The 18,061-nt window shown below is 55.6% G+C and carries 21 protein-coding genes; 7 read left to right on the top strand and 14 right to left on the bottom strand.

All coding sequences use genetic code 11. The features are described from left to right. Positions 1-32 precede the first annotated feature (32 nt). Complete coding sequence (locus LARV_RS14630) at positions 33-464, bottom strand: FHA domain-containing protein (RefSeq protein ID WP_075074328.1); 432 nt, start codon at positions 462-464, stop codon at positions 33-35. 4 nt (positions 465-468) lie between these two features. Beyond that, the gene (locus tag LARV_RS14625) at positions 469-1,239 is read right to left on the bottom strand and encodes an FHA domain-containing protein (RefSeq protein ID WP_075074327.1); all 771 of its coding nucleotides are present in this window, start codon (positions 1,237-1,239) and stop codon (positions 469-471) included. A gap of 22 nt (positions 1,240-1,261) precedes the next feature. Between LARV_RS14625 and LARV_RS14620 the strand changes: the two genes are divergently transcribed. Both LARV_RS14620 and LARV_RS14615 read left to right on the top strand, forming a co-directional pair. After that, positions 1,262-1,678, top strand: coding sequence for an archease (locus tag LARV_RS14620; RefSeq protein ID WP_075074326.1), 417 nt, complete (start codon positions 1,262-1,264; stop codon positions 1,676-1,678). Positions 1,679-1,713: 35 nt separating this feature from the next. Beyond that, positions 1,714-3,162 carry an RtcB family protein gene (locus LARV_RS14615; RefSeq protein WP_075075255.1) on the top strand — a complete coding sequence of 483 codons (1,449 nt, stop codon included), beginning with the start codon at positions 1,714-1,716 and terminating at the stop codon, positions 3,160-3,162. Positions 3,163-3,168: 6 nt separating this feature from the next. On the opposite strand, the gene LARV_RS14610 is transcribed toward LARV_RS14615, so the two are convergent. Further along, positions 3,169-3,666, bottom strand: a complete 498-nt coding sequence (locus LARV_RS14610) for a YbaK/EbsC family protein (protein ID WP_075074325.1) — start codon at positions 3,664-3,666, stop codon at positions 3,169-3,171. A gap of 3 nt (positions 3,667-3,669) precedes the next feature. Continuing rightward, a complete protein-coding gene (locus LARV_RS14605) occupies positions 3,670-4,734 on the bottom strand; it encodes a CehA/McbA family metallohydrolase (RefSeq protein ID WP_075074324.1) in 1,065 nt (354 codons plus the stop codon). 78 nt (positions 4,735-4,812) lie between these two features. Between LARV_RS14605 and secG the strand changes: the two genes are divergently transcribed. From secG to LARV_RS14580, 5 genes are all read left to right on the top strand, one after another. Next, the gene (gene secG / locus LARV_RS14600) at positions 4,813-5,034 is read left to right on the top strand and encodes a preprotein translocase subunit SecG (RefSeq protein ID WP_075074323.1); all 222 of its coding nucleotides are present in this window, start codon (positions 4,813-4,815) and stop codon (positions 5,032-5,034) included. Between the two features lie 106 nt (positions 5,035-5,140). Beyond that, positions 5,141-6,832: an ABC transporter substrate-binding protein gene (locus LARV_RS14595; RefSeq protein ID WP_075074322.1), complete on the top strand. Its 1,692-nt coding sequence runs from the start codon at positions 5,141-5,143 to the stop codon at positions 6,830-6,832. Between the two features lie 25 nt (positions 6,833-6,857). Next, positions 6,858-7,418 carry a hypothetical protein gene (locus LARV_RS14590; protein WP_075074321.1) on the top strand — a complete coding sequence of 187 codons (561 nt, stop codon included), beginning with the start codon at positions 6,858-6,860 and terminating at the stop codon, positions 7,416-7,418. 6 nt (positions 7,419-7,424) lie between these two features. Continuing rightward, positions 7,425-7,976: a cob(I)yrinic acid a,c-diamide adenosyltransferase gene (locus LARV_RS14585; RefSeq protein WP_075074320.1), complete on the top strand. Its 552-nt coding sequence runs from the start codon at positions 7,425-7,427 to the stop codon at positions 7,974-7,976. After that, the gene (locus tag LARV_RS14580) at positions 7,973-8,683 is read left to right on the top strand and encodes a DUF554 domain-containing protein (protein ID WP_075074319.1); all 711 of its coding nucleotides are present in this window, start codon (positions 7,973-7,975) and stop codon (positions 8,681-8,683) included. Before LARV_RS14585 ends, LARV_RS14580 begins: the two co-directional genes overlap by 4 nt. Before the next feature lie 163 nt (positions 8,684-8,846). Here the strand turns inward: LARV_RS14580 and LARV_RS14575 are convergent, their stop codons facing one another. The 10 genes from LARV_RS14575 to LARV_RS14530 form a co-directional block, all read right to left on the bottom strand. After that, entirely contained in the window at positions 8,847-9,557 is a 711-nt protein-coding gene (locus tag LARV_RS14575) for a thioredoxin domain-containing protein (RefSeq protein WP_075074318.1), read from the bottom strand. A 71-nt stretch (positions 9,558-9,628) separates the two neighbouring features. After that, the gene (locus tag LARV_RS14570; protein ID WP_075074317.1) at positions 9,629-10,477 is read right to left on the bottom strand and encodes a GNAT family N-acetyltransferase; all 849 of its coding nucleotides are present in this window, start codon (positions 10,475-10,477) and stop codon (positions 9,629-9,631) included. Between the two features lie 50 nt (positions 10,478-10,527). Then, positions 10,528-11,079 (bottom strand): soluble NSF attachment family protein, encoded by a 552-nt coding sequence (locus LARV_RS14565; RefSeq protein WP_075074316.1) that lies wholly within the window; start codon positions 11,077-11,079, stop codon positions 10,528-10,530. Between the two features lie 5 nt (positions 11,080-11,084). Next, positions 11,085-11,765, bottom strand: a complete 681-nt coding sequence (locus LARV_RS14560; RefSeq protein WP_075074315.1) for a helix-turn-helix domain-containing protein — start codon at positions 11,763-11,765, stop codon at positions 11,085-11,087. Positions 11,766-11,813: 48 nt separating this feature from the next. Continuing rightward, positions 11,814-13,127, bottom strand: coding sequence for a CpaF family protein (locus LARV_RS14555; protein ID WP_075074314.1), 1,314 nt, complete (start codon positions 13,125-13,127; stop codon positions 11,814-11,816). Beyond that, positions 13,124-13,441, bottom strand: a complete 318-nt coding sequence (locus LARV_RS14550; protein ID WP_083522593.1) for a DUF6812 domain-containing protein — start codon at positions 13,439-13,441, stop codon at positions 13,124-13,126. The genes LARV_RS14555 and LARV_RS14550 overlap by 4 nt, the downstream gene beginning before the upstream one ends. Positions 13,442-13,463: 22 nt before the next feature. Next, positions 13,464-14,171, bottom strand: a complete 708-nt coding sequence (locus tag LARV_RS14545; protein WP_075074313.1) for a response regulator transcription factor — start codon at positions 14,169-14,171, stop codon at positions 13,464-13,466. A gap of 28 nt (positions 14,172-14,199) precedes the next feature. Then, positions 14,200-15,390 carry a GAF domain-containing sensor histidine kinase gene (locus LARV_RS14540; protein WP_236709984.1) on the bottom strand — a complete coding sequence of 397 codons (1,191 nt, stop codon included), beginning with the start codon at positions 15,388-15,390 and terminating at the stop codon, positions 14,200-14,202. 34 nt (positions 15,391-15,424) lie between these two features. After that, the gene (locus tag LARV_RS14535) at positions 15,425-16,459 is read right to left on the bottom strand and encodes a sensor histidine kinase (protein WP_075074311.1); all 1,035 of its coding nucleotides are present in this window, start codon (positions 16,457-16,459) and stop codon (positions 15,425-15,427) included. Positions 16,460-16,480: 21 nt separating this feature from the next. Next, positions 16,481-18,061, bottom strand: coding sequence for an amidohydrolase (locus tag LARV_RS14530; RefSeq protein WP_075074310.1), 1,581 nt, complete (start codon positions 18,059-18,061; stop codon positions 16,481-16,483).

The raw sequence follows: 18,061 nt of genomic DNA, 5'->3' as shown, positions 1-18,061 counted from the left end.
GGATGTCCCACCTTCTCTTTGCGGAATCGCATTCAGGATTTGTACAAAATTGTGACCAACACCTCGGCCTGACCGCAGCGCACGATATCGCCGGAAGTGACCACCACGGGTGAAATTACCCGCTCATCATTGAGAAAGGAGCCGTTGGTCGAATGCAAGTCTTCCAGCCACCACTGTTTCTTATAATAACTCATTCGGGCATGGTGCGCAGATACGGTTTCGTCATTGATCGGAAAAGTAGTCGCCGGGTCCCGGCCGATGATGACTTCGGGTTGGGTAAATTTTTCATCGATCGTGATTTCGTCCTGATCGAGCGCCAGGACCAAGGCTGGAATTTCTCGGCTGGTGACCAGTTGTGTCTGGGCTCTAAAATCACGCCAAAGCGTATACAGCGCCCAGATCAAGAATACATACAGGCTGATTGCCAGCACCAAGCGGAGGAAGAGAACGATAAATGCACTCATAGGCTCAAGCTTCGATCGGGGAGGTGGATTGACTGGGATCATCCGGCCAGGCCGGCGAGTCTTCGCCATAGATCAGAGAAATGCTTCCGATCAGGATGACATCGCCCGCGGCCAGCAAATGCTCGCGAATTGGAGAACCGTTGACCAGTGTGCCGCCGGTGGAGTTCAAATCGAATAGGACGAAGCGTCCCCGGATAGCGCGAATTTGAAGATGGGTGCGTGAGACGTGCGGGTCGTCGAGGACCAGGTCGTTATCCGTGCGGCGGCCGATATTGAAGATCTGTCGATCCAGGATCACCGTCTGCGTCCCCTGGACGATCAGATACGCATTGGCGGGCAGGTTATCGACCGAATCGACCCTGGAATGCGGATCGGTCGTCACCGGCATGGCGGCCGTGGAGCCGAGCTGGTCTGTAGAATGAACGGCCGTCACGCGCAGGCGGTCAATGGGCAAGTCGGCTTCCGCGGCGAGCTGGATGCTGGGGCGGGGTGCAGAGTCGTAGCCGGAGTCTTGAAGCGCATTACAAATGACCTGGTTGAGCCATTCCGTCCATTGCGGTTGCTGCCAGACGGCGATATTCTCGGGATTCAGGTAGATCGTAAATTGATCGGGAGCAGTTGCCTTCCCGTTCAGTTGCTCGGGAAGTTGCTCGTACAATGCTGTGGCTAATTGCCGGGCCAGTTGCTCCTGGCGGTTGGCGTGTCCGAAAAGGCCGGCGCTGGCTTCGATGATGGTTTTCAGACTACGTTCGATTTGTTCAAGAGTTGATCTCATACCTTATAATTATAAAGCGAATATGGAAAAGAAAAATAGTTCAGGATTTCGCGAGGTGGAACACACCGCGGATTGGGCCATGGAAGTCTGGGCACCGGACCTGGAAGGGCTGTTCACCCAGGCGGCCCTGGGGCTGTATCGATTGATGGGCGTGCGCCTGGCGGATGCCCCCGGGGTAAGCCGGCAGTTGGAAGTCTCAAGCGCCGATCCGGAAAGCCTGTTGGTGGCATTTCTGTCCGAGCTGCTCTTCCGGGCCGAAACCCGGCGAGTGGCCTTCGATCGCATTATACTGCAATGCAACGGCTTATCTCTTCAAGCGCAATTCGAAGAAAAGCCGTTGGTTGCCCAAGCCCGATTGGTCAAGGCCGTAACTTATCATGACCTGGCGATTTTGCAGGCGGAAGATGGCTGGAAAGTCAAAATCGTTTTTGATGTCTAGGGATGACCTGGCCATTCGCGAAGGGAGCCGGTGGAATGTTAAAAAAGACCTTCAAGAAGCTCAGCCAGTACGAATGGGAAATTCCGAAAACCTATCGCAGCGATATGCGGGTGGCCGTGCATTTGTTCGCCTCCGAGCTCTTGCTGGAAGCTGCGTTGGATGACCTGTCGCTTGAACAGGCCGTCAATGTGACGACCTTGCCCGGTCTGGTCGGGCCGGTGGTGGTCATGCCGGATGTCCATCAGGGATATGGTTTTCCCATTGGGGGCGTCGCGGCAACGGCCTTTCCGCATGGCGTGATCTCTCCCGGCGGCATCGGGTATGATATCAATTGCGGCGTCCGCCTGATGAGTTCTTCGATCGAATATACCGAGGCGCAACCCCATCTCGCTCAACTGGCGGCAGCCCTGAATGCCGCCTGCCCGAGCGGAATGGGGAAGGCGGGTCCGTTCAAACTCAAGCCTTCTGAACTGGACGCCGTTTGCCGCCTGGGCGCTGAATGGGCGGTCAAGCAGGGTATGGCGACTACAGAGGATCTGCGCCGCACGGAGGAAACTGGCTGCGTGGACGGCGCGGATCCGCGTTGGGTGAGCGAGCACGCCAAAACCCGCGGCAGCGATCAACTGGGTACGTTGGGGTCCGGCAATCATTTTATGGAAGTGGATGTGGTCGAGCAGATTTTCGATCCGGATGCGGCTCAGGCGATGGGACTGATGGAAGGCTGCCTGGTGCTCCAGTTTCACTGCGGTTCGCGAGGCCTGGGGCATCAGGTGTGCAGCGATTACGTCCAGGAATTTCAATCCGCCGTACGCCGATACGGTATTCAATTGCCGGACCGCGAGCTGGTTTGCGCGCCGATGGATTCGCCCGAGGGACAGCACTACCTGGCGGCCATGCGCTCAGCAGCCAATTTCGCCTTTTGTAATCGCCAGGTTTTGGCCCACCTCGCTCAGCGCGCCTTCGAACAGGTGCTGGCGGGCAAGATCCGCCGGTTCCACCTGCATCAGGTCTATGACGTTGCGCACAACATGGGAAAGATCGAAACACATATGATCGAAGGAAAACCGCTGAAAGTATGCGTGCACCGCAAAGGGGCCACGCGCGCCTTCGGCCCGGGGCAAGCCGGGCTGCCGGAAGAATATCAGGCCATCGGCCAGCCGGTGCTGGTGCCCGGATCGATGGGCACAGCCTCCTGGGTGCTCGTGGGCACCGAAACCAGCATGGCGATCTCGTACGGCTCCACCTGTCACGGCGCCGGGCGCGTGATGAGCCGCAGCAAGGCCAAACGGGACGTGCGCGGAGATCGACTGCGCGATGAATTGGAGCAACAGGGCATCCACATCCAGGCCGGATCGCTGGCCGGATTGGCCGAAGAAGCCCCGCAAGCCTATAAGGATGTGGACGACGTGGTCGAAACCGTTTCAGGCGCCGGCATTGCCCGAAAAGTGGCCCGCCTGCGGCCTGTAGTGGTGGTCAAGGGCTGAAGCGCCTCAATCCTCGTCGAGCGGATTTTCCATCGGTTTGCTGACCGACGCCAGGCGCGCATGGGTGAGTTCGACGAGCGCTTTCACCGGCAGTCGAATGTTCAGCCCGCGCTGTCCGCCCGAAATGTGAATTTGCTCGTGCCGCCCGGCGGATTGATCCAGGAGAACTTGAAAGCCTTTGTTGATCAAGGCCAGGGGAGAGATGCCGCCGGCCTGCAGCCCGGTGAGTGCTTCGGCTTCACGCTGGGTGGGAATGTGGACTTTCTTTTCGCCCAACACAGCCGCCAGGGCCTTCAAATCTACTTCGTGGTTTCCTGGGATGACCACCAACAAGGGTTTGCCGGGTTTGTCCCGTTTCACCACGATGGTCTTGAAGACGATTTCCTGCGGCACGCCCAGGCGGCGCGCGGTTTCGATGGCGCCTAATTTCTCGGCCGGAAGCTCGAACGCAGTGTAGGGAATTTTCCGCGCGTCCAACAGGCGGGTGACGTTATTTGCCGCCATTTATTAACCCTCCCGGATATAAATCGGGTTGCTGAAGATCCATCCGCGGAGCTTTCCCAGGTAGCGAATATAACACTCCACGCGGTAGACGCCGGGTTGGGTGGTGATGTGAGCGCAGATTTCTTGATTATGCCAGGTCTGTACGACCGCGCCATCCTTCAGCAAACGACATTCGGCCTCGCCAGGCAGGCGAATTTGCAGGGTGATGCCGCCGTGCAGGCGGACGATATCGCCCTGCATGGCATTTTCCTCTCCCTGGGCGGTGAAGCGGAACCCGCGCGTCGGCGCCGGCCGGTCATACCCCACAAAAGCGTGCCCATCCCGAAGCGCCTGCAGAACCATGCGGCGGTCGAAATTCAAATCACCCGATAGAGGTTCCGGGGTCAGCAAGTGGGTGTTGATGGCACCAAAATGGAAATCATAGGGGAAGATCGTCTTGCGAATGGGCCCCAGACGTTTGTGCAGGGCGTGCGCATCTGACCCGCCGACTGCAACCACGCGGTCGCCCCTGGCCAGCAGACTGTCCCACAACGCCAACGTCTCGGGCAGTGGCCCGTGGGCAATGGTGGCCGGAAAAAGCGCGTGAAAAATGGTTTGCAGAAGCGAATGCGAGACTTCTTTCAACTCGCTCAGGCTGTTCCAAATTTCAATACCGGTGAAACCATGCACATCCCAGTTTTCCCAGGTGATATCGGTCTCGCCAAAGTAGGGCAACGCGTGTTCCTTGGGATGGGCAATGAAACTCAACCCGCCGGCGCGCTGCACCTGGTCCAATAAATTTTGCGGGTCAGGAGCAAAGGTGGCCAATTCACGGCCTGCGCCGATAACCAGCAGGTGATTCTTCTGCGGCAGGCGGGTAGGGTCGTGAACTTCCTCGGCACACATCAACATCACGGTGTGGTCGCCCTTGCGCAGGTAAGCGTCCATCCCCTGTACAAAGACGTTGTGATCGGTCGGGATGACCACATCCAGGCCACTGCGCATGGCAGCTTCGAGGATATCCTGGTGGGTTCCACTTCCATCGGAATACTGGGTATGAAGATGAAGGTTGGTGATGAGTTCTTTCATATTAACTGACAATTCGTGGTTGACGATTTAGGCCATTGGACGTTATAATCGACGTGCTTTTACTTTAGGAGGCTAAGCGTGGAAAATTACTTAGATATTGCCCTGATTATAATCTCGATCGCACTGATCGCTGCTGTCATCCTGCAAAACAAAGGTGTTGGCCTGGGCGGTTTGACCGGACAGGACAGTGGCACCGTTTTCAGCGCCCGACGGGGTATTGAAAAGACGATCTTCTACGTTACGATTGGTCTGGCTGTTGTTTTCTTGATCCTCACCACCGTCATCGTAGCCTTAAAATAACGGAGGGCGACGCGGTTTTTCGCAATCCGGCTGACCCAAAGAAGCATTTGATGGGGCGACTTGCCTGATATTGGGGTAGTCGCCTTTTTCCGTTTTTCAGAGGAATATGAAAAAAATACGCTGGCAACTAATCATCATCTTTCTGACCGGCCTGGTCGTGGGGGCTTTGTTGTTGATCGAGCAGCCCACCTCTCAAACACCGGCTTCCGCGCCCCAACCCTCCGAGGGGGGAGCGTACGCAGAGGCGCTGATTGGTTCCTTGCAGCGCCTTAATCCGGTTTTGGATTTCTACAATTCCGTCGATCGGGACGTGGACCGTCTGCTTTACAGCCGTTTGATCACATTCGACGATCACGGCAATCCGGTGGCCGATCTGGCCGATTCGTGGGGCATCTCCAAAGACGGAACCATTTACAACTTCGCGCTGAAAGAGGGCGTGCTCTGGCACGACGGGAAACCGCTGACCAGCGCGGATGTGGTTTTTACCATCGATCTTCTGCGAAGCGATTCGCCGGTCATTCCGAGCGATCTGCAGGCGTTTTGGAAAAGCGTGGAGGTGACGGCTGTCAGCGACACGCAGCTTCAATTCAAGCTGCCGGAACCTTTTTCGCCGTTCCTGGATTATCTCAGCTTCGGCGTTTTACCCAAGCATCTTCTCGAAGGCACCAACTTCGCGGACCTGATCGACGCATCCTTCAATCTCCAACCGGTCGGCAGTGGGCCTTTCAAGTTCGATCGCCTGATTGCAGAAGACGGTAAAATTACCGGTGTGGTGCTGTCTGCGAACACGAAGTATTACGGCAGCAAACCGTTCATTCAGCAGATGGTGTTCCGTTATTACGCGGATGATCAATCCGCGCTGGACGCCTATCGAAACGGGGATGTCCAGGGGATTGCGGGAATCTCTAAGGCAACCCTCCCGGAAGCACTTGCGGAACCCGATCTCTCGATTTATACCGGCCGGCTACCTGAATTGTCGATGGTGTTGTTCAACCTGAAAAACACGGATAAACCCTTCCTGGCGGACGCGGCCGTGCGCAAGGCGCTGTATACCGGCCTCAACCGCCAGTGGATCATCGACCGGATTCTCAACGGTCAAGGGATTCTGGCAGATGGCCCGATCTTCCCCAATTCATGGGCTTATAACGACAGCCTCAGCCGGGTCGAGTTCGACTCGACCAAGGCGGCGGATATGCTCAAGGATGCCGGATACGTTGTCGGTACGGATGACCCGAATGTGCGCGCGAAAGAAGGCGTGCAGCTTTCGTTCACTTTGATCTATCCGGATACGCCCGAACACACGCTCATCGCGCAGGCCATCCAGAAGGATTGGGAATCGATCCAGGTGCGGGTGGATTTGGAAGCCGTTTCCTATGATGCGCTTTTGAATGAACGCCTGGCGAACCGCGATTATCAAGCCGCGCTGGTGGATATGGACCTGGCGCGCTCTCCCGACCCGGATCCCTATCCCTTCTGGGACCAGGTCCAGGCTAACAGCGGCCAGAACTATACCCAGTGGGATAATAAAATGGCCAGCGATTACCTGGAAAATGCCCGCGTTACCCTGGATGACAGCGAACGGGCTCGCCTGTACCGTAATTTCCAGGCGATTTTCGCCGACGATCTTCCGGCGCTGCCCTTGTATTATCCGGTTTATACATACGCAGTCGGTTCACAGGTCCAGGGAATTCGCATGGGCCCGTTGTACGATACAGCCGATCGCTTTGCAAGCGTGACTTCATGGTACTTGCAGGCAAGCAGCGCTACTTCTGCGCCCGCGGAGACCATTACGCCCTGATTTTTCTACCTTCTAGGAGGAATCCATGCCAACAATCAAGGAAGATCGCGCCTTTTTGAAAAGCGCGTTGGCTGAATTGCCAGATTTCCTCCTGTCGAATGAGATTTATTGGCCTTTGGAAGGCCGGGGTGGAATATCAAACGGGAATCTGTCCCGTTTATCATTAGGAAGTGTCCGTCTGGCCGCTGCGCGCCTGCTGGCGGTTCACGAAGAGGCGGGCGATGCGGACCTAATCGCGCAAATCGATCGAATATTTGAAAAGTGGCGCTCGAACTGGGCAAAAAAAGCCGCCCTTGAATATTCCGGCCGCCTGAAACTCTGGAAGGATCACCTGGATGAACTCCTTGCGGATCCCTCCCGGGCAATTTACCGTTACGAAATCCGGTCGCGCGTGATTCTCGATTTGCTGCAGGTAGATATGTTGGCAGAACCTCGCGCGCAGGAGCAAGAGTACCTGGCAGGATTGGATGCCCGCCTGCGCGGCGCCAGCCTGGAGGATGATTTCGTCTGGGAACCTGAATTGCAGGCCGGTTTCCCACGCGATCGATTCTGGTTCCTGTACCGCAGTCTTCGCTCGGAAGGGTAGGTTCGCATGGCCAAATTCTACACCGGTCAGGGTGATGACGGCAGCACGGGATTGTTGGGCGAAGGGCGGATTCCCAAATATGATCTCCGCATGGAAGCCATCGGCGCCGTCGATGAAGCCTCCGCGGCTTTGGGCGTTGCGCGTAGCCAATGCAGCCGATCCGAGAATCAGACCCGCATCCTCCGCATCCAGCGTGAGCTGTATCGTTTGATGGCCGAGCTGGCGGCCACCCCCCAAACCGCTGCCCGCTTTCATACCATCGATTCGAATGCCGTCCGGCGGCTGGAGGATGAAATCGGAATTTTGGAGCAGAGCGTGTCGGCTCCCAATGAATTTATCCTGCCCGGCGATTCTTCAGCCGGCGCCGCGCTCGATCTGGCGCGTACCATTGTCCGGCGGGCCGAACGGCGGGTGACGGAAATTCTGGCGCGCGGGGAGATCACCAATGCTGACCTTGGGCGCTATCTAAACCGCCTGTCCTCGTTGGTATTTCTTATGGAGTTATCTGAAAACGCGGCCAGCGGCCGTGAAAATCCTTCACTGGCGAAAGAAAAATGATCGGTACACTTATCAATGCTGGGGCTGTAATTTTTGGCAGTTTGTTGGGAAATTTACTGGGGGCGCGGATTCCCGAACGGGTGCGAACGACAGTGGTTTCCGGGTTCGGTTTGTTCACGCTGGGTTATGGCATTCAGATGTTCATCAAGACCCAGAATGCGCTGGTGGTGGTCGGCGCCATTTTGATTGGTTCGCTGTTGGGGGAGTGGTGGCAAATCGATCAGCATCTGGCGAATCTGGGCGTCTGGCTGGAGGGTAAATTCAATAACGGCGGCAATAATACTTCCTCCAAGCGTTTCATTAAGGGCTTCCTGACCGCTTCGCTCGTCTTCTGCGTAGGACCGATGGCCATTCTGGGCTCCATTCAAGACGGCCTGACCGGCGACAGCAGCGTGCTGGTCGTGAAAGCCATTCTGGACGGTTTCGCTGCCATGGCGTTTGCCTCCACGCTGGGCCTGGGCGTGATCTTTTCCGCGCCGCTTCTGCTGGTTTACCAGGGCAGCATCAGCCTGCTGGCGGTTCAGATGCAGTCGCTGGTTTCGAATGCGATGATCACCGAGATGTCGGCGGCCGGCGGACTTATTCTGGTTGGCCTGACCATCGGCAGCCTACTGGAACTGCGCCCCATCCGTTCAGCCAATTTCCTGCCGGCCCTGGTGATTGCACCCCTGCTCGTGCTGCTATTGGGCGCCTTCGGATTGTATTGATCGCCGGCGACTAAAGTCGCGCCAATCTACAAAAGTCAGGCCGACCCAATCCCCGATCCCTTTGCAGGGCAGGCGGGGAGCAGGTCGACCTGTGGACATTGTTTGGGTTGATTTTTCCTACCAGTCGACTCAATTACGCCGATTGACGGCCGAATCAGACCGGTTATTTAGCCAGGGCCGCGTCGATGGCCTGCGCCAATCCAGTATATCCCTGGACCAGGGTGCCGTTGACCACAAAAGATGGGGTGGCCGTGACGCCCAGGCTTTGACCCCGCGCCAGATCGTCCAGCACCTGCTGGCGGTAAGTGTTGGCGTTGTAGCAGCTCTTGAAGGCGCTGCTGTCCAGCCCCAGTTTATCAGCAAAGGCGATCAGGCGTTTGCTGGTGAAGTCGCCGATATTCTCGCCGTTTTGATTGGTGAACAACAGATCGTGATATTCCCAGAATTTCCCCTGGTCAGCCGCGCAATAGGCGGCCTCGGCGGCCGATTTGGATTCTCCGTTTGGATCGTTACCATCGATGAAAGAAAAAGGCGTGTACGTAAAATAGACCTTGCCGGTCTTGACATAGTTCTCAACGATCGAACTTTCACTGTCTTCGTAAAACATCCGGCAGTAAGGGCATTGAAAATCGCTGAATTCCTCGACCTTCACGGGCGCGTTTGGATCCCCCATGGAGTTGCGATTGGCCTGGGGACGTTCGAGCGGCTTCGCATCCCGAATTTCACCGATGGGGCGGTTGCTTACCCCGATCAGCACCCCGACCACTGCGATCGCGACGATGGTAATAATTCCAATCCACAAAAAACGCTGGCGGTTCTGACTGCGGCGGCGTTTCTCTTTCAGTTGAGTTCGAATCTCGTTTTTACGTGGCATATTCTTGTCCTTTATCGGTAATGATAAGAATATTTTGCCATTAATTGTCTAAAAAGTAAATTAAATGGACATTAGAGTGGATAAACCAGAACCGGAAATTGGTCGCCTGTGTGCGCGAACCCAAGATGCCGGTAAAGAGCCTGGGAAGCCAGATTGTCATGCTGCGTATTCACGGTGACCGACCAGATATGCAATCGTTCCAGGCGCTTCAGCAGGTCATAGACCAGACCATAACCGATCTTTTTGCCCTGCAACTCGGGTCGTACGGCCAAACGGGCCAGGTGAGCGCTGTACGCGGTGGCGGTGCTGATCTGATAAGCGACGATGCGCTGATCGATTTCCATCAGGGTAGAAAAGGCGCTCTGTTCATACGCCTGGGTGAGCGCTGTGAGCGAAAGCTGCCAGAGCGGTTCGAAGGCCAAATTATCCAGACGGGTGACCTCGGGTAAATCCTCGGGCAGGATCGGTCGAATGACTGCGCCATCCGGCAGGGGCTGAACCGCCGAAAAGTCGCCTGACCAGCCCAGGGTGACAATCTGTTGATGAAGCGACCAGCCGTGGCGCACCAATAACTGCTCGAACCAATTCTGCAATGAAATGGCTGCCAACTTGATATTCGAACCAGGCCCAATTCGATTCAGGGCATGCTCGAAAAGGCGATCCCAGGCTTCATCCGGCTGGATGAGGGCGCTGCTGGCGAAGAGCCGCACCCAGGCGATTCCCGGCGGATCAGCAGGACAGGCAAAAACCGCCTGGATGCGCTGGCTTTGTTCCAGGATCCAGAAGAATTCTTCACCAATCCAATCCAGAGGCAGGCGCCAGTCCAAATGCCGGTGCACATAGGGTGCCTGGTTCAATAAGAAAGCCAGGTCACTGATGTCTTGAGGTCGTGCATCGCGGATGGAAATGAGGTCGCTCATTTGAAAAAGCAGCCTGCCTTTTCAGGCAGGCTCTCGTTTCAAAATGGAGATTAAGATTTACCCGCCATTTTACCAATGGTGCGCAGCAACCCTTTCAAAATACGGTCCGCCAGAGATAGGTTTTTCTTTTGCGCAAGACCATCCTGCATGGTTGCCATGGCTTCGATGCGTTTCCCCTGCTGCATTTGAATGGAAGAAATGCGCTGCATGACCAGCGCGCGTAAGTCCGGTTCGTTGATCTTCTCGAACAAGGCTGCGGATTGACGATAAAGATCCAGGGCCCGTTCGCGTTCTTTCAGGTCATCCAATGCCGAGGCCACGTTCCCCAGCGCCATGGCCTGTCGGCGTTGATCCCCGACCGATGCAAAAATCTGGTCGGTGCCCTCCGCGGCTGCCAGCGCGCCCTTGGCGTCGCCGGCTTTCAGAAGCGCGACGGATTGGTTGTTCATGGCTTCGGCAGCCAGAATGTCATCGCCGGAAGTTTTATATGCCTCAGCGGCATCTAAAAATAACCGGGCAGCCTGTTGGAATTCTTCGGCCTCATAAGCCGTTTGAGCCTGGTTAACCAGGTCGCGAGGGGATACGACGGTTACGTTTTCCATAGTGGTTAGTAAGTGATCTCCAATAGACCTTCGGCGATGCCGCGCAACTTCTCGACGGATAGCTCGCTAAGTCGCATGGCCAACTCAAGATAAGGACGATTGACCGGTTGGAGGATGAACTGCTGTTGGCGTTCCGAAAGCTCCATGAATTTTTGGACCGTGATCTGCTGGGAACGCCATGCACCGATCACGCCATGTTCATCCAGGAAGGATTCCAAACGGATATCCAGAATTAAGGATACGACTTCCAACTCCGGAAGCGATAACGAACCCCGGCCTTCTTCGAAGGCGGATAGCCTCTCGATGGGAACAGAAGATTCTTTAGAGAATTCTTCCAGCGAAAAATTCCGTTCGGTGCGCAGCAATTTCAGGCGCGTTCCGATGATGCGATTACGGATTTGCGACAAGCGATTTGCGTCGTTGACCGTTTCATTTGCAGCGGATTCGGAGAGCGCTTCATTTCCCCAGAAATGCTCGATGGGTACGTCCAGGAAAAAAGCCAGGGCTTCCAACTGGGGCAGCGAGGGGGCGGTTACGCCAGCCTCGAAGGACTTAAAGGTCTCGGGTGATACACCGATAGCTTCAGCGCATTCCTCAATGCTTCGCCGCGTTGCCAGACGGGCGTCATATAGAAGAACGCCAAGTTTATGCATGCGGAGTGTGATCAGCCTTTGATTCTTATTCATATGCATCCTAAATCAAACGGAGATAAGGACATTATATATGAAAATGTCTCACCGTCTCCTGTTTTGAGGAGATAACATATCCGATAAATTTGCCCCAAATACATCCGCGCCCAGATGGATGCCGGCTGCTTCCAGGCGAGGCGTGAAGAGCGGGCGAATACCGGTCGGCTTGAGCTCGCCGATCACCTTGCCTTCCTTATCCACGCCGACTTGCTCGAACCGGAAGATTTCAGTCATGACGACGGTGTCGCCTTCCATGCCGGCCACTTCGGTTACGGAGGTCACTTTCCGGCTGCCATCGCGCATACGCGATTGCTGAACGATCAAATCGATGGCCGATGCAATCTGCTCGCGAACCACTTTGACCGGTAATTCCATGCCCGACATCAGGCACATCGTTTCAAGACGCGAGATGGCATCGCGGGGTGTGTTGGCGTGCAGCGTGGTGAGCGATCCGTCATGGCCGGTGTTCATGGCCTGAAGCATATCCAATGCCTCGCCGCCGCGGACTTCGCCAACGATGATGCGATCGGGGCGCATACGAAGGGCGTTACGCACCATGTCGCGGATGCTGACCTCATTGCGCCCTTCCGAGTTGGCCGGCTTGGCTTCCATGCGCACCACGTGATCCTGCAGCAGTTTCAATTCGGCGGCATCTTCGATGGTTACCACCCGTTCGGTCTCCGGAATGAAACCCGAGAGGACATTCAGCAGAGTGGTTTTACCCGAGCCTGTACCGCCTGAAATGACGATATTCAAACGTGCCAGGACGCAGGCCTTGATGAAATCGGCCATACCTTGCGTGAGTGAGCCGAATTTAATCAATTGGTCGATGGCCAGTTTATCCTTTGAGAATTTTCGGATGGTAATGGAAGGGCCATCGATGGCAACGGGAGGAATGACCGCGTTAACGCGCGATCCATCGGGCAAACGCGCATCCACCATGGGGCTGTCCGAGTCAACCCGCCGGCCCAAAGGCAGAATGATCTTTTCGATCAGGTGCAATACCTGGTCGTCGTTTTCCAGTGTAATGTTGGTCTTCGTCAGTTTGCCCTTGCGTTCGATGTAAATGCTTTTGGGGCCATTGACCATGACTTCGGTGATGTCAGGGTCATCCAGCAGGGGCTGCAGGGGACCAAAGCCCAGGATATCATCCAGAATGTCGTGGAACAATTGGTCGTGGATGGTCGTGGGAAGCGACAGGCGTGTGGATGCATAGGCCTGTCGCATCAATTCATCGACGACCTTTCGGCGATCCCCCGTGGTCGGAGGTTGATTTTCCAACTCGTGGGAAATAAAGTTGACAATATAGGATTTTAGTTTGGCCAGTTCTGGCCCACGAATTGAGGCCGGAGTTGTCATTTTTCATCCTGTGATGGATTAATTTCATCCTGGGGTAACAACCAGATAATGTGAGCGACATTAACGGCAATGAATTTGGTCTTGTAAAGGACCTGTTCGTTTTGGTCGAAGATTGTCGCATCCGTCACGGCTAAGAAGGGTTCGGACATATTCAATTCATCGCGTAAACGATCATCGGGTCGCACGTGAACATTCCCGCAAATCTTGTGATCCGTGGTCTGGATCACGACATTAATCGGACGTTTGAAGATGACATTGGAAAAAATCTTGGTGCGTTGTTCTTTTTTGAGCTTTGTATGTTCAATGACCATCATTCGACAATCCCTTTCAGGAGAATTATCCGAGATTGGATTTCTCGATGGGCGGCATGAGATATCCCAGACCGGAACGGGTGACGATATGTTGAGGGGAATGGGGATTATCTTCCAACTTTTGGCGCAACCGGGCAATACTGACCCACAGGATTTCCTTATCCTCGCTGTATTGTGGTCCCCAGATGGCGGTCAATAATTCTTCGGCGGTGAGCACCTGGCCGATATGTTGGGCGAACTGGATCAACAGGCGATATTCGGTCGCCGAAAGATAGACGGGTTTGCTGTCTTTCCAGACCTCGGCGCGGGCAAAATCGATCTTTAAATTGCCGTGGGCAAAGTAGCGATTTTGCCCAACCTGTTCGGAGGTTTTTGCCCGACGAAGGACAGCCCGAACGCGCGCCACCAGTTCGGTGGCCGAAAAAGGCTTGACGACATAGTCGTCAGCGCCGACGTTCAGGCCGCGAACGCGATCCTGTTCTTCGCCCTTGGCGGTCAGCATGATGATGGGAACGGACGAGAACTGACGAATTCTCTCGCAGGTGGTCCAGCCGTCCAGGCGCGGCATCATGACGTCCAAAATCACCATATCTGGATGCTTGCTGGCCACGGTTTCCAGGGCCTCTTCGCCGTTGCTGGCGGTAATGACCTCATAACCTTCGGCTTCCAGGTTTACTTTCACAAGGTGTTGATATAAGACTTCATCGTCTACGACCAGGATACGTGTTCCCATGCTTTCTCTCCCTCTGTCACTAATCGATCTAAATATGGTCTCGCAGAAAGACGGTAAAGGTGGAACCAACACCCGGCGTGGACTTGACAGAAATATCCCCCTGGTGCGCTTCGATGATCTGCTTGCAGATGAACAAACCTAGGCCGTTTCCGTGAACGTTGGGCGCCTGTTCCGGATTGCGGAAAAACCGATCGAAAATATAGGGTACGTACTGCGGAGGAATGCCCGGACCGTGGTCGATGACATCGATTTGAGCGCCGTTCTCGATATTCCGTATGTTAACCCAAACTTCCGATCCCGGGGCGTACTTTGCAGCGTTGTTAAGCAGGTTTTGCAATACTTGTGCCAGGCGAACCGGATCCCCTTCGATCAAATTCAGAGGTTGGTCGCAATCGAGGTTGATGACCATATCCGGCTGGTGCAGGTGCATGCGCATGATCAGGTCGTTGATCACGGCATCCAGGCGCACGACCTGAAAATTCATCTGCATCCGTCCGGACTGAAGGCGGGCCGAATCGAGCAAGTCATCGATCAATTCTTGCAGGCGATCGGTTTCATTATCGACGATTTGTAGAAACTCACGCTGGGTGTGGGCATCCCATGAGGTATCCGGACGCAGCAGGGTGGTGGTGTAACCCTTGATGAAACCCAATGGCGTCCGAATTTCATGGGAAAGGGTGGACATGAAATCTTCCTGCAGGCGGAAAATGTGATGTTGGGCTTCCAGTTCGTCGAGCCGTTCGGAGCGCAGATCATCATCAATGAGCAGGGATATTTCACCGGCCATGAATTGGGCGAATTCGATTTGATCTTCTGTGAAGGGCGGGCTGCCAAATCGAATGAAAATGATGGTTCCAAGGATGTTCTTTTTCCGAGATAATGGGACGCCCAGAATGTAAGGTCTGCGCAGACGATCGATGGTCATCGGCTCATCCGGCTCGATCAATTTCATCTGCCCCGAATTGCAGACCTGTGCAGCAACCGTTTCTCCCCAGGAAACATCCGCTTCAGCTTTTTTACCGCGCCCCATGGCGCGGGCATAAGCGGTGTCGATGTGTTTGGTATTGGGGTCGATGAAATAGATGACCAGATTATCAAAGATAAAATGCGGCCGGATAAAGCGCGCGATTTCATCTACTGCAGATTTCCATCCCTTGGCTTGTACGACGATCTGATTTACTTTGTACAAGTCTTCGAAGGTTAATGGAGAAGTTTGCACCGCGAGTTTCATCGGTAGAATTATATACTAATTCTCAATCTGCGGTCCGCAGTAAAAATTCGAAGGTGCTTCCCCGGCCCGGTTGCGAAGTGACCCGGATCATCGAACCGTGGGCTTCGATGATCTTTTTCACCAACGCCAACCCCAGCCCGGTGCCGCCGTATTTGCGGGTGGAAGAGCCGTCGAGTTGGTGGAAGGGTTCGAAAATCTCATCGATTCGTTCCTGAGGCATTCCAATGCCGTTGTCGCTGACGCGGACGGCAATGAATTCGTTTTCTTTTTCCGTCTTGACCTGGATCGTGCCGCCGTCGGGTGTGAATTTGATGGCATTCTCGATCAACTGCTGGATCACCCATTGCATCTTTTCGCGATCGGCCTGAAGGTTGGCCGAATTATGGTTGCTCTCGAAGGTGAGGGTGTGGTGATGCTCGTTGGCCAGTTGTTGGAACGCTTCCACCAGGTCCTTGCACAACTGGTTGATATTGACGGTCTTGACGTGCAGATTGATCGTCCCATGCTCGGCCATCGAGAACATGATCAAATCCTCGATCAGTTTTTCCAGCCGGTCGGTCGAACGCTGCATGGTCATGAGACTGCGATATTGTTCATTATTGACCGTTCCGAGGTCGCCGGAAGACAGCAATTCAAGATAGCCCCGAATGTGGGTCAACGGCGTGCGCAGTTCATGAGAAATATTGGCGACGAAATTCGACTTCAATTGGGAGAGCTCGGCCAGCTTGGTCAAGGCATTTTGAAGTTCGGCCGTGCGTTCCTGCACGCGCAACTCGAGGAAGTTATTGGCTTCTTCGAGCTGGTTGTTCTTTTCCTGAAGAGCGGTTCGCAGTTGAAGGATTTGCTCGGTCACAACCTGATCCAGCGCGGGTTGATCGATCAACTTCATGTCGATCAGAATCTTGCCCAGCAGCGGGGTCTGGCCTTTTTGCGTGTGGGCCTGTTGAACTTGCAGCGCTTTCTCTAGGTCAGCCGGAGAAATTAAACCTTTCTCGACCAGGGAGTCTCCCAGTCGGGCGACCAGAATTTCAGGAGTCAGTGAACCAGTCTCAGTCATTCCATCCCCAACGGTGCAAGATTAATGCCGGAATACCCATTCACCGCCGACCATGGTGGCAGCCGGCAACCGGTTGTGCAGCGATTGCGGCGGTAAATCGAAAGGATCCTCCGCGAGCACGATCAGATCGGCATAAAAATCGGGCATCAATTGGCCCAGTTCCCGCTCACGACCCGCGGCGAAGGCCGGACCGGTTGTATAGGCGGCCAGCGCAGCCTCGAGAGAGATGCGCTGCTCGGGGCGCCAACCCTCAGCGCCCGGGTACCCCGATGGACGCGTGCGATTGACCGCGGCATGCAACCCCAGAAACGGATTGGGGGATTCGACAGGCGCATCCGAACCAAACGCGAGCCGGGTGCCGGCCTCCAACAGGGTTCGATAGGCGTAGGCGTACTGCGTCCGGCTTCCCAGGTGACGGTCGGCGGTATCCATATCGGACGTGGCGTGGATGGGTTGGACCGACGCGACCAGATCGAGATCCGTCAGGCGGTGTAAATCGCCGGGCGCCAGAATCTGGACATGCTCGATGCGGTGGCGCAGGTGCGCCAGGTGATTTTGACGCTCATAAGCGCGCAGCATCTCATAACCGGCAAGCACCTCATGGTTGGCGCAGTCCCCGATGGCGTGAATGGCCAGACTCAAACCACTTCGAACTGCCTGTTCACCGGCTTCGAACACCTGACCGGCATCCAACTGCAAAACACCCGTGTTGGCGCTGTATTGGTAGGGTTGCAACATGGCCGCGGTTTGGGGGCCCAGCGCGCCATCGGCAAACATCTTGATCGATCCGATGCGCAGAAAATCACCGCCAAATCCGCTGCGCAGACCGACTGCGACGGCTTCGGCGAGCTGGTCGAAGGGTAAATTCTTTACGACACGCAGGCGCAGTCTGCCTTGTTGATCCAATTGCTGAAGCGCCTGAAAACAGCGCCGGCGGTCATTATCGTGCACGCCGGTAAGCCCCATGCTCCACAGCTTTTCCTGGGCGCGTTCGATGGCCGCGGCGACCGCCACCTCATCCGGCGCCGGCAAAATGCGCTCGACGAAGCGGACGGCGTTTTCCAGCAGGATGCCGGTCGGGACGCCATTCCTGTCACGCTGTATCTGGCCGCCTTCGATCTCGGGGGTGTCGCGGTCGACGCCGGCCATGCGGAGGGCAGCGCTGTTCGCCCAACCCGCGTGCAGCGACTTGGCTGTAATATAAACCGGGCGATCGCCCGCAGCGGCGTCCAGGTCGCCTGCCGTTCCATAACCGCCCTGCCACTGATTCTGGTCGAAACCGTGGCCCAGAATCCAGGCCCCATCCGGGGTGACGCGGGCGCGTTCGGCGATGCGGCCCAGGCATTCCGCAAGGGTCGCGGTTTCGCAATCCACCCGGTCCAGGCTGGCCGCGTAGGCTTCCAGGTGCAGGTGGGCATCGGTCAGGCCGGGCCAGACTGTCTGTCCATGCAGATCTTCGATCTGGGTATTACGGTTGGCCAGCGCGAGCACGTCTTTATTGCTGCCAACGGCCAGAATCCGGCCGTTTTCAACGGCCAGGGCCGCCGCAAACGGCTGATGCGAGTTCAGCGTGCGTATCCTTGCGTGATGCAGTATGCGCAT

This window comes from Longilinea arvoryzae (assembly GCF_001050235.1).
In the GTDB taxonomy this organism is placed as follows: domain Bacteria; phylum Chloroflexota; class Anaerolineae; order Anaerolineales; family Anaerolineaceae; genus Longilinea; species Longilinea arvoryzae.
This window is presented reverse-complemented; position numbering and strand designations above follow the sequence as displayed.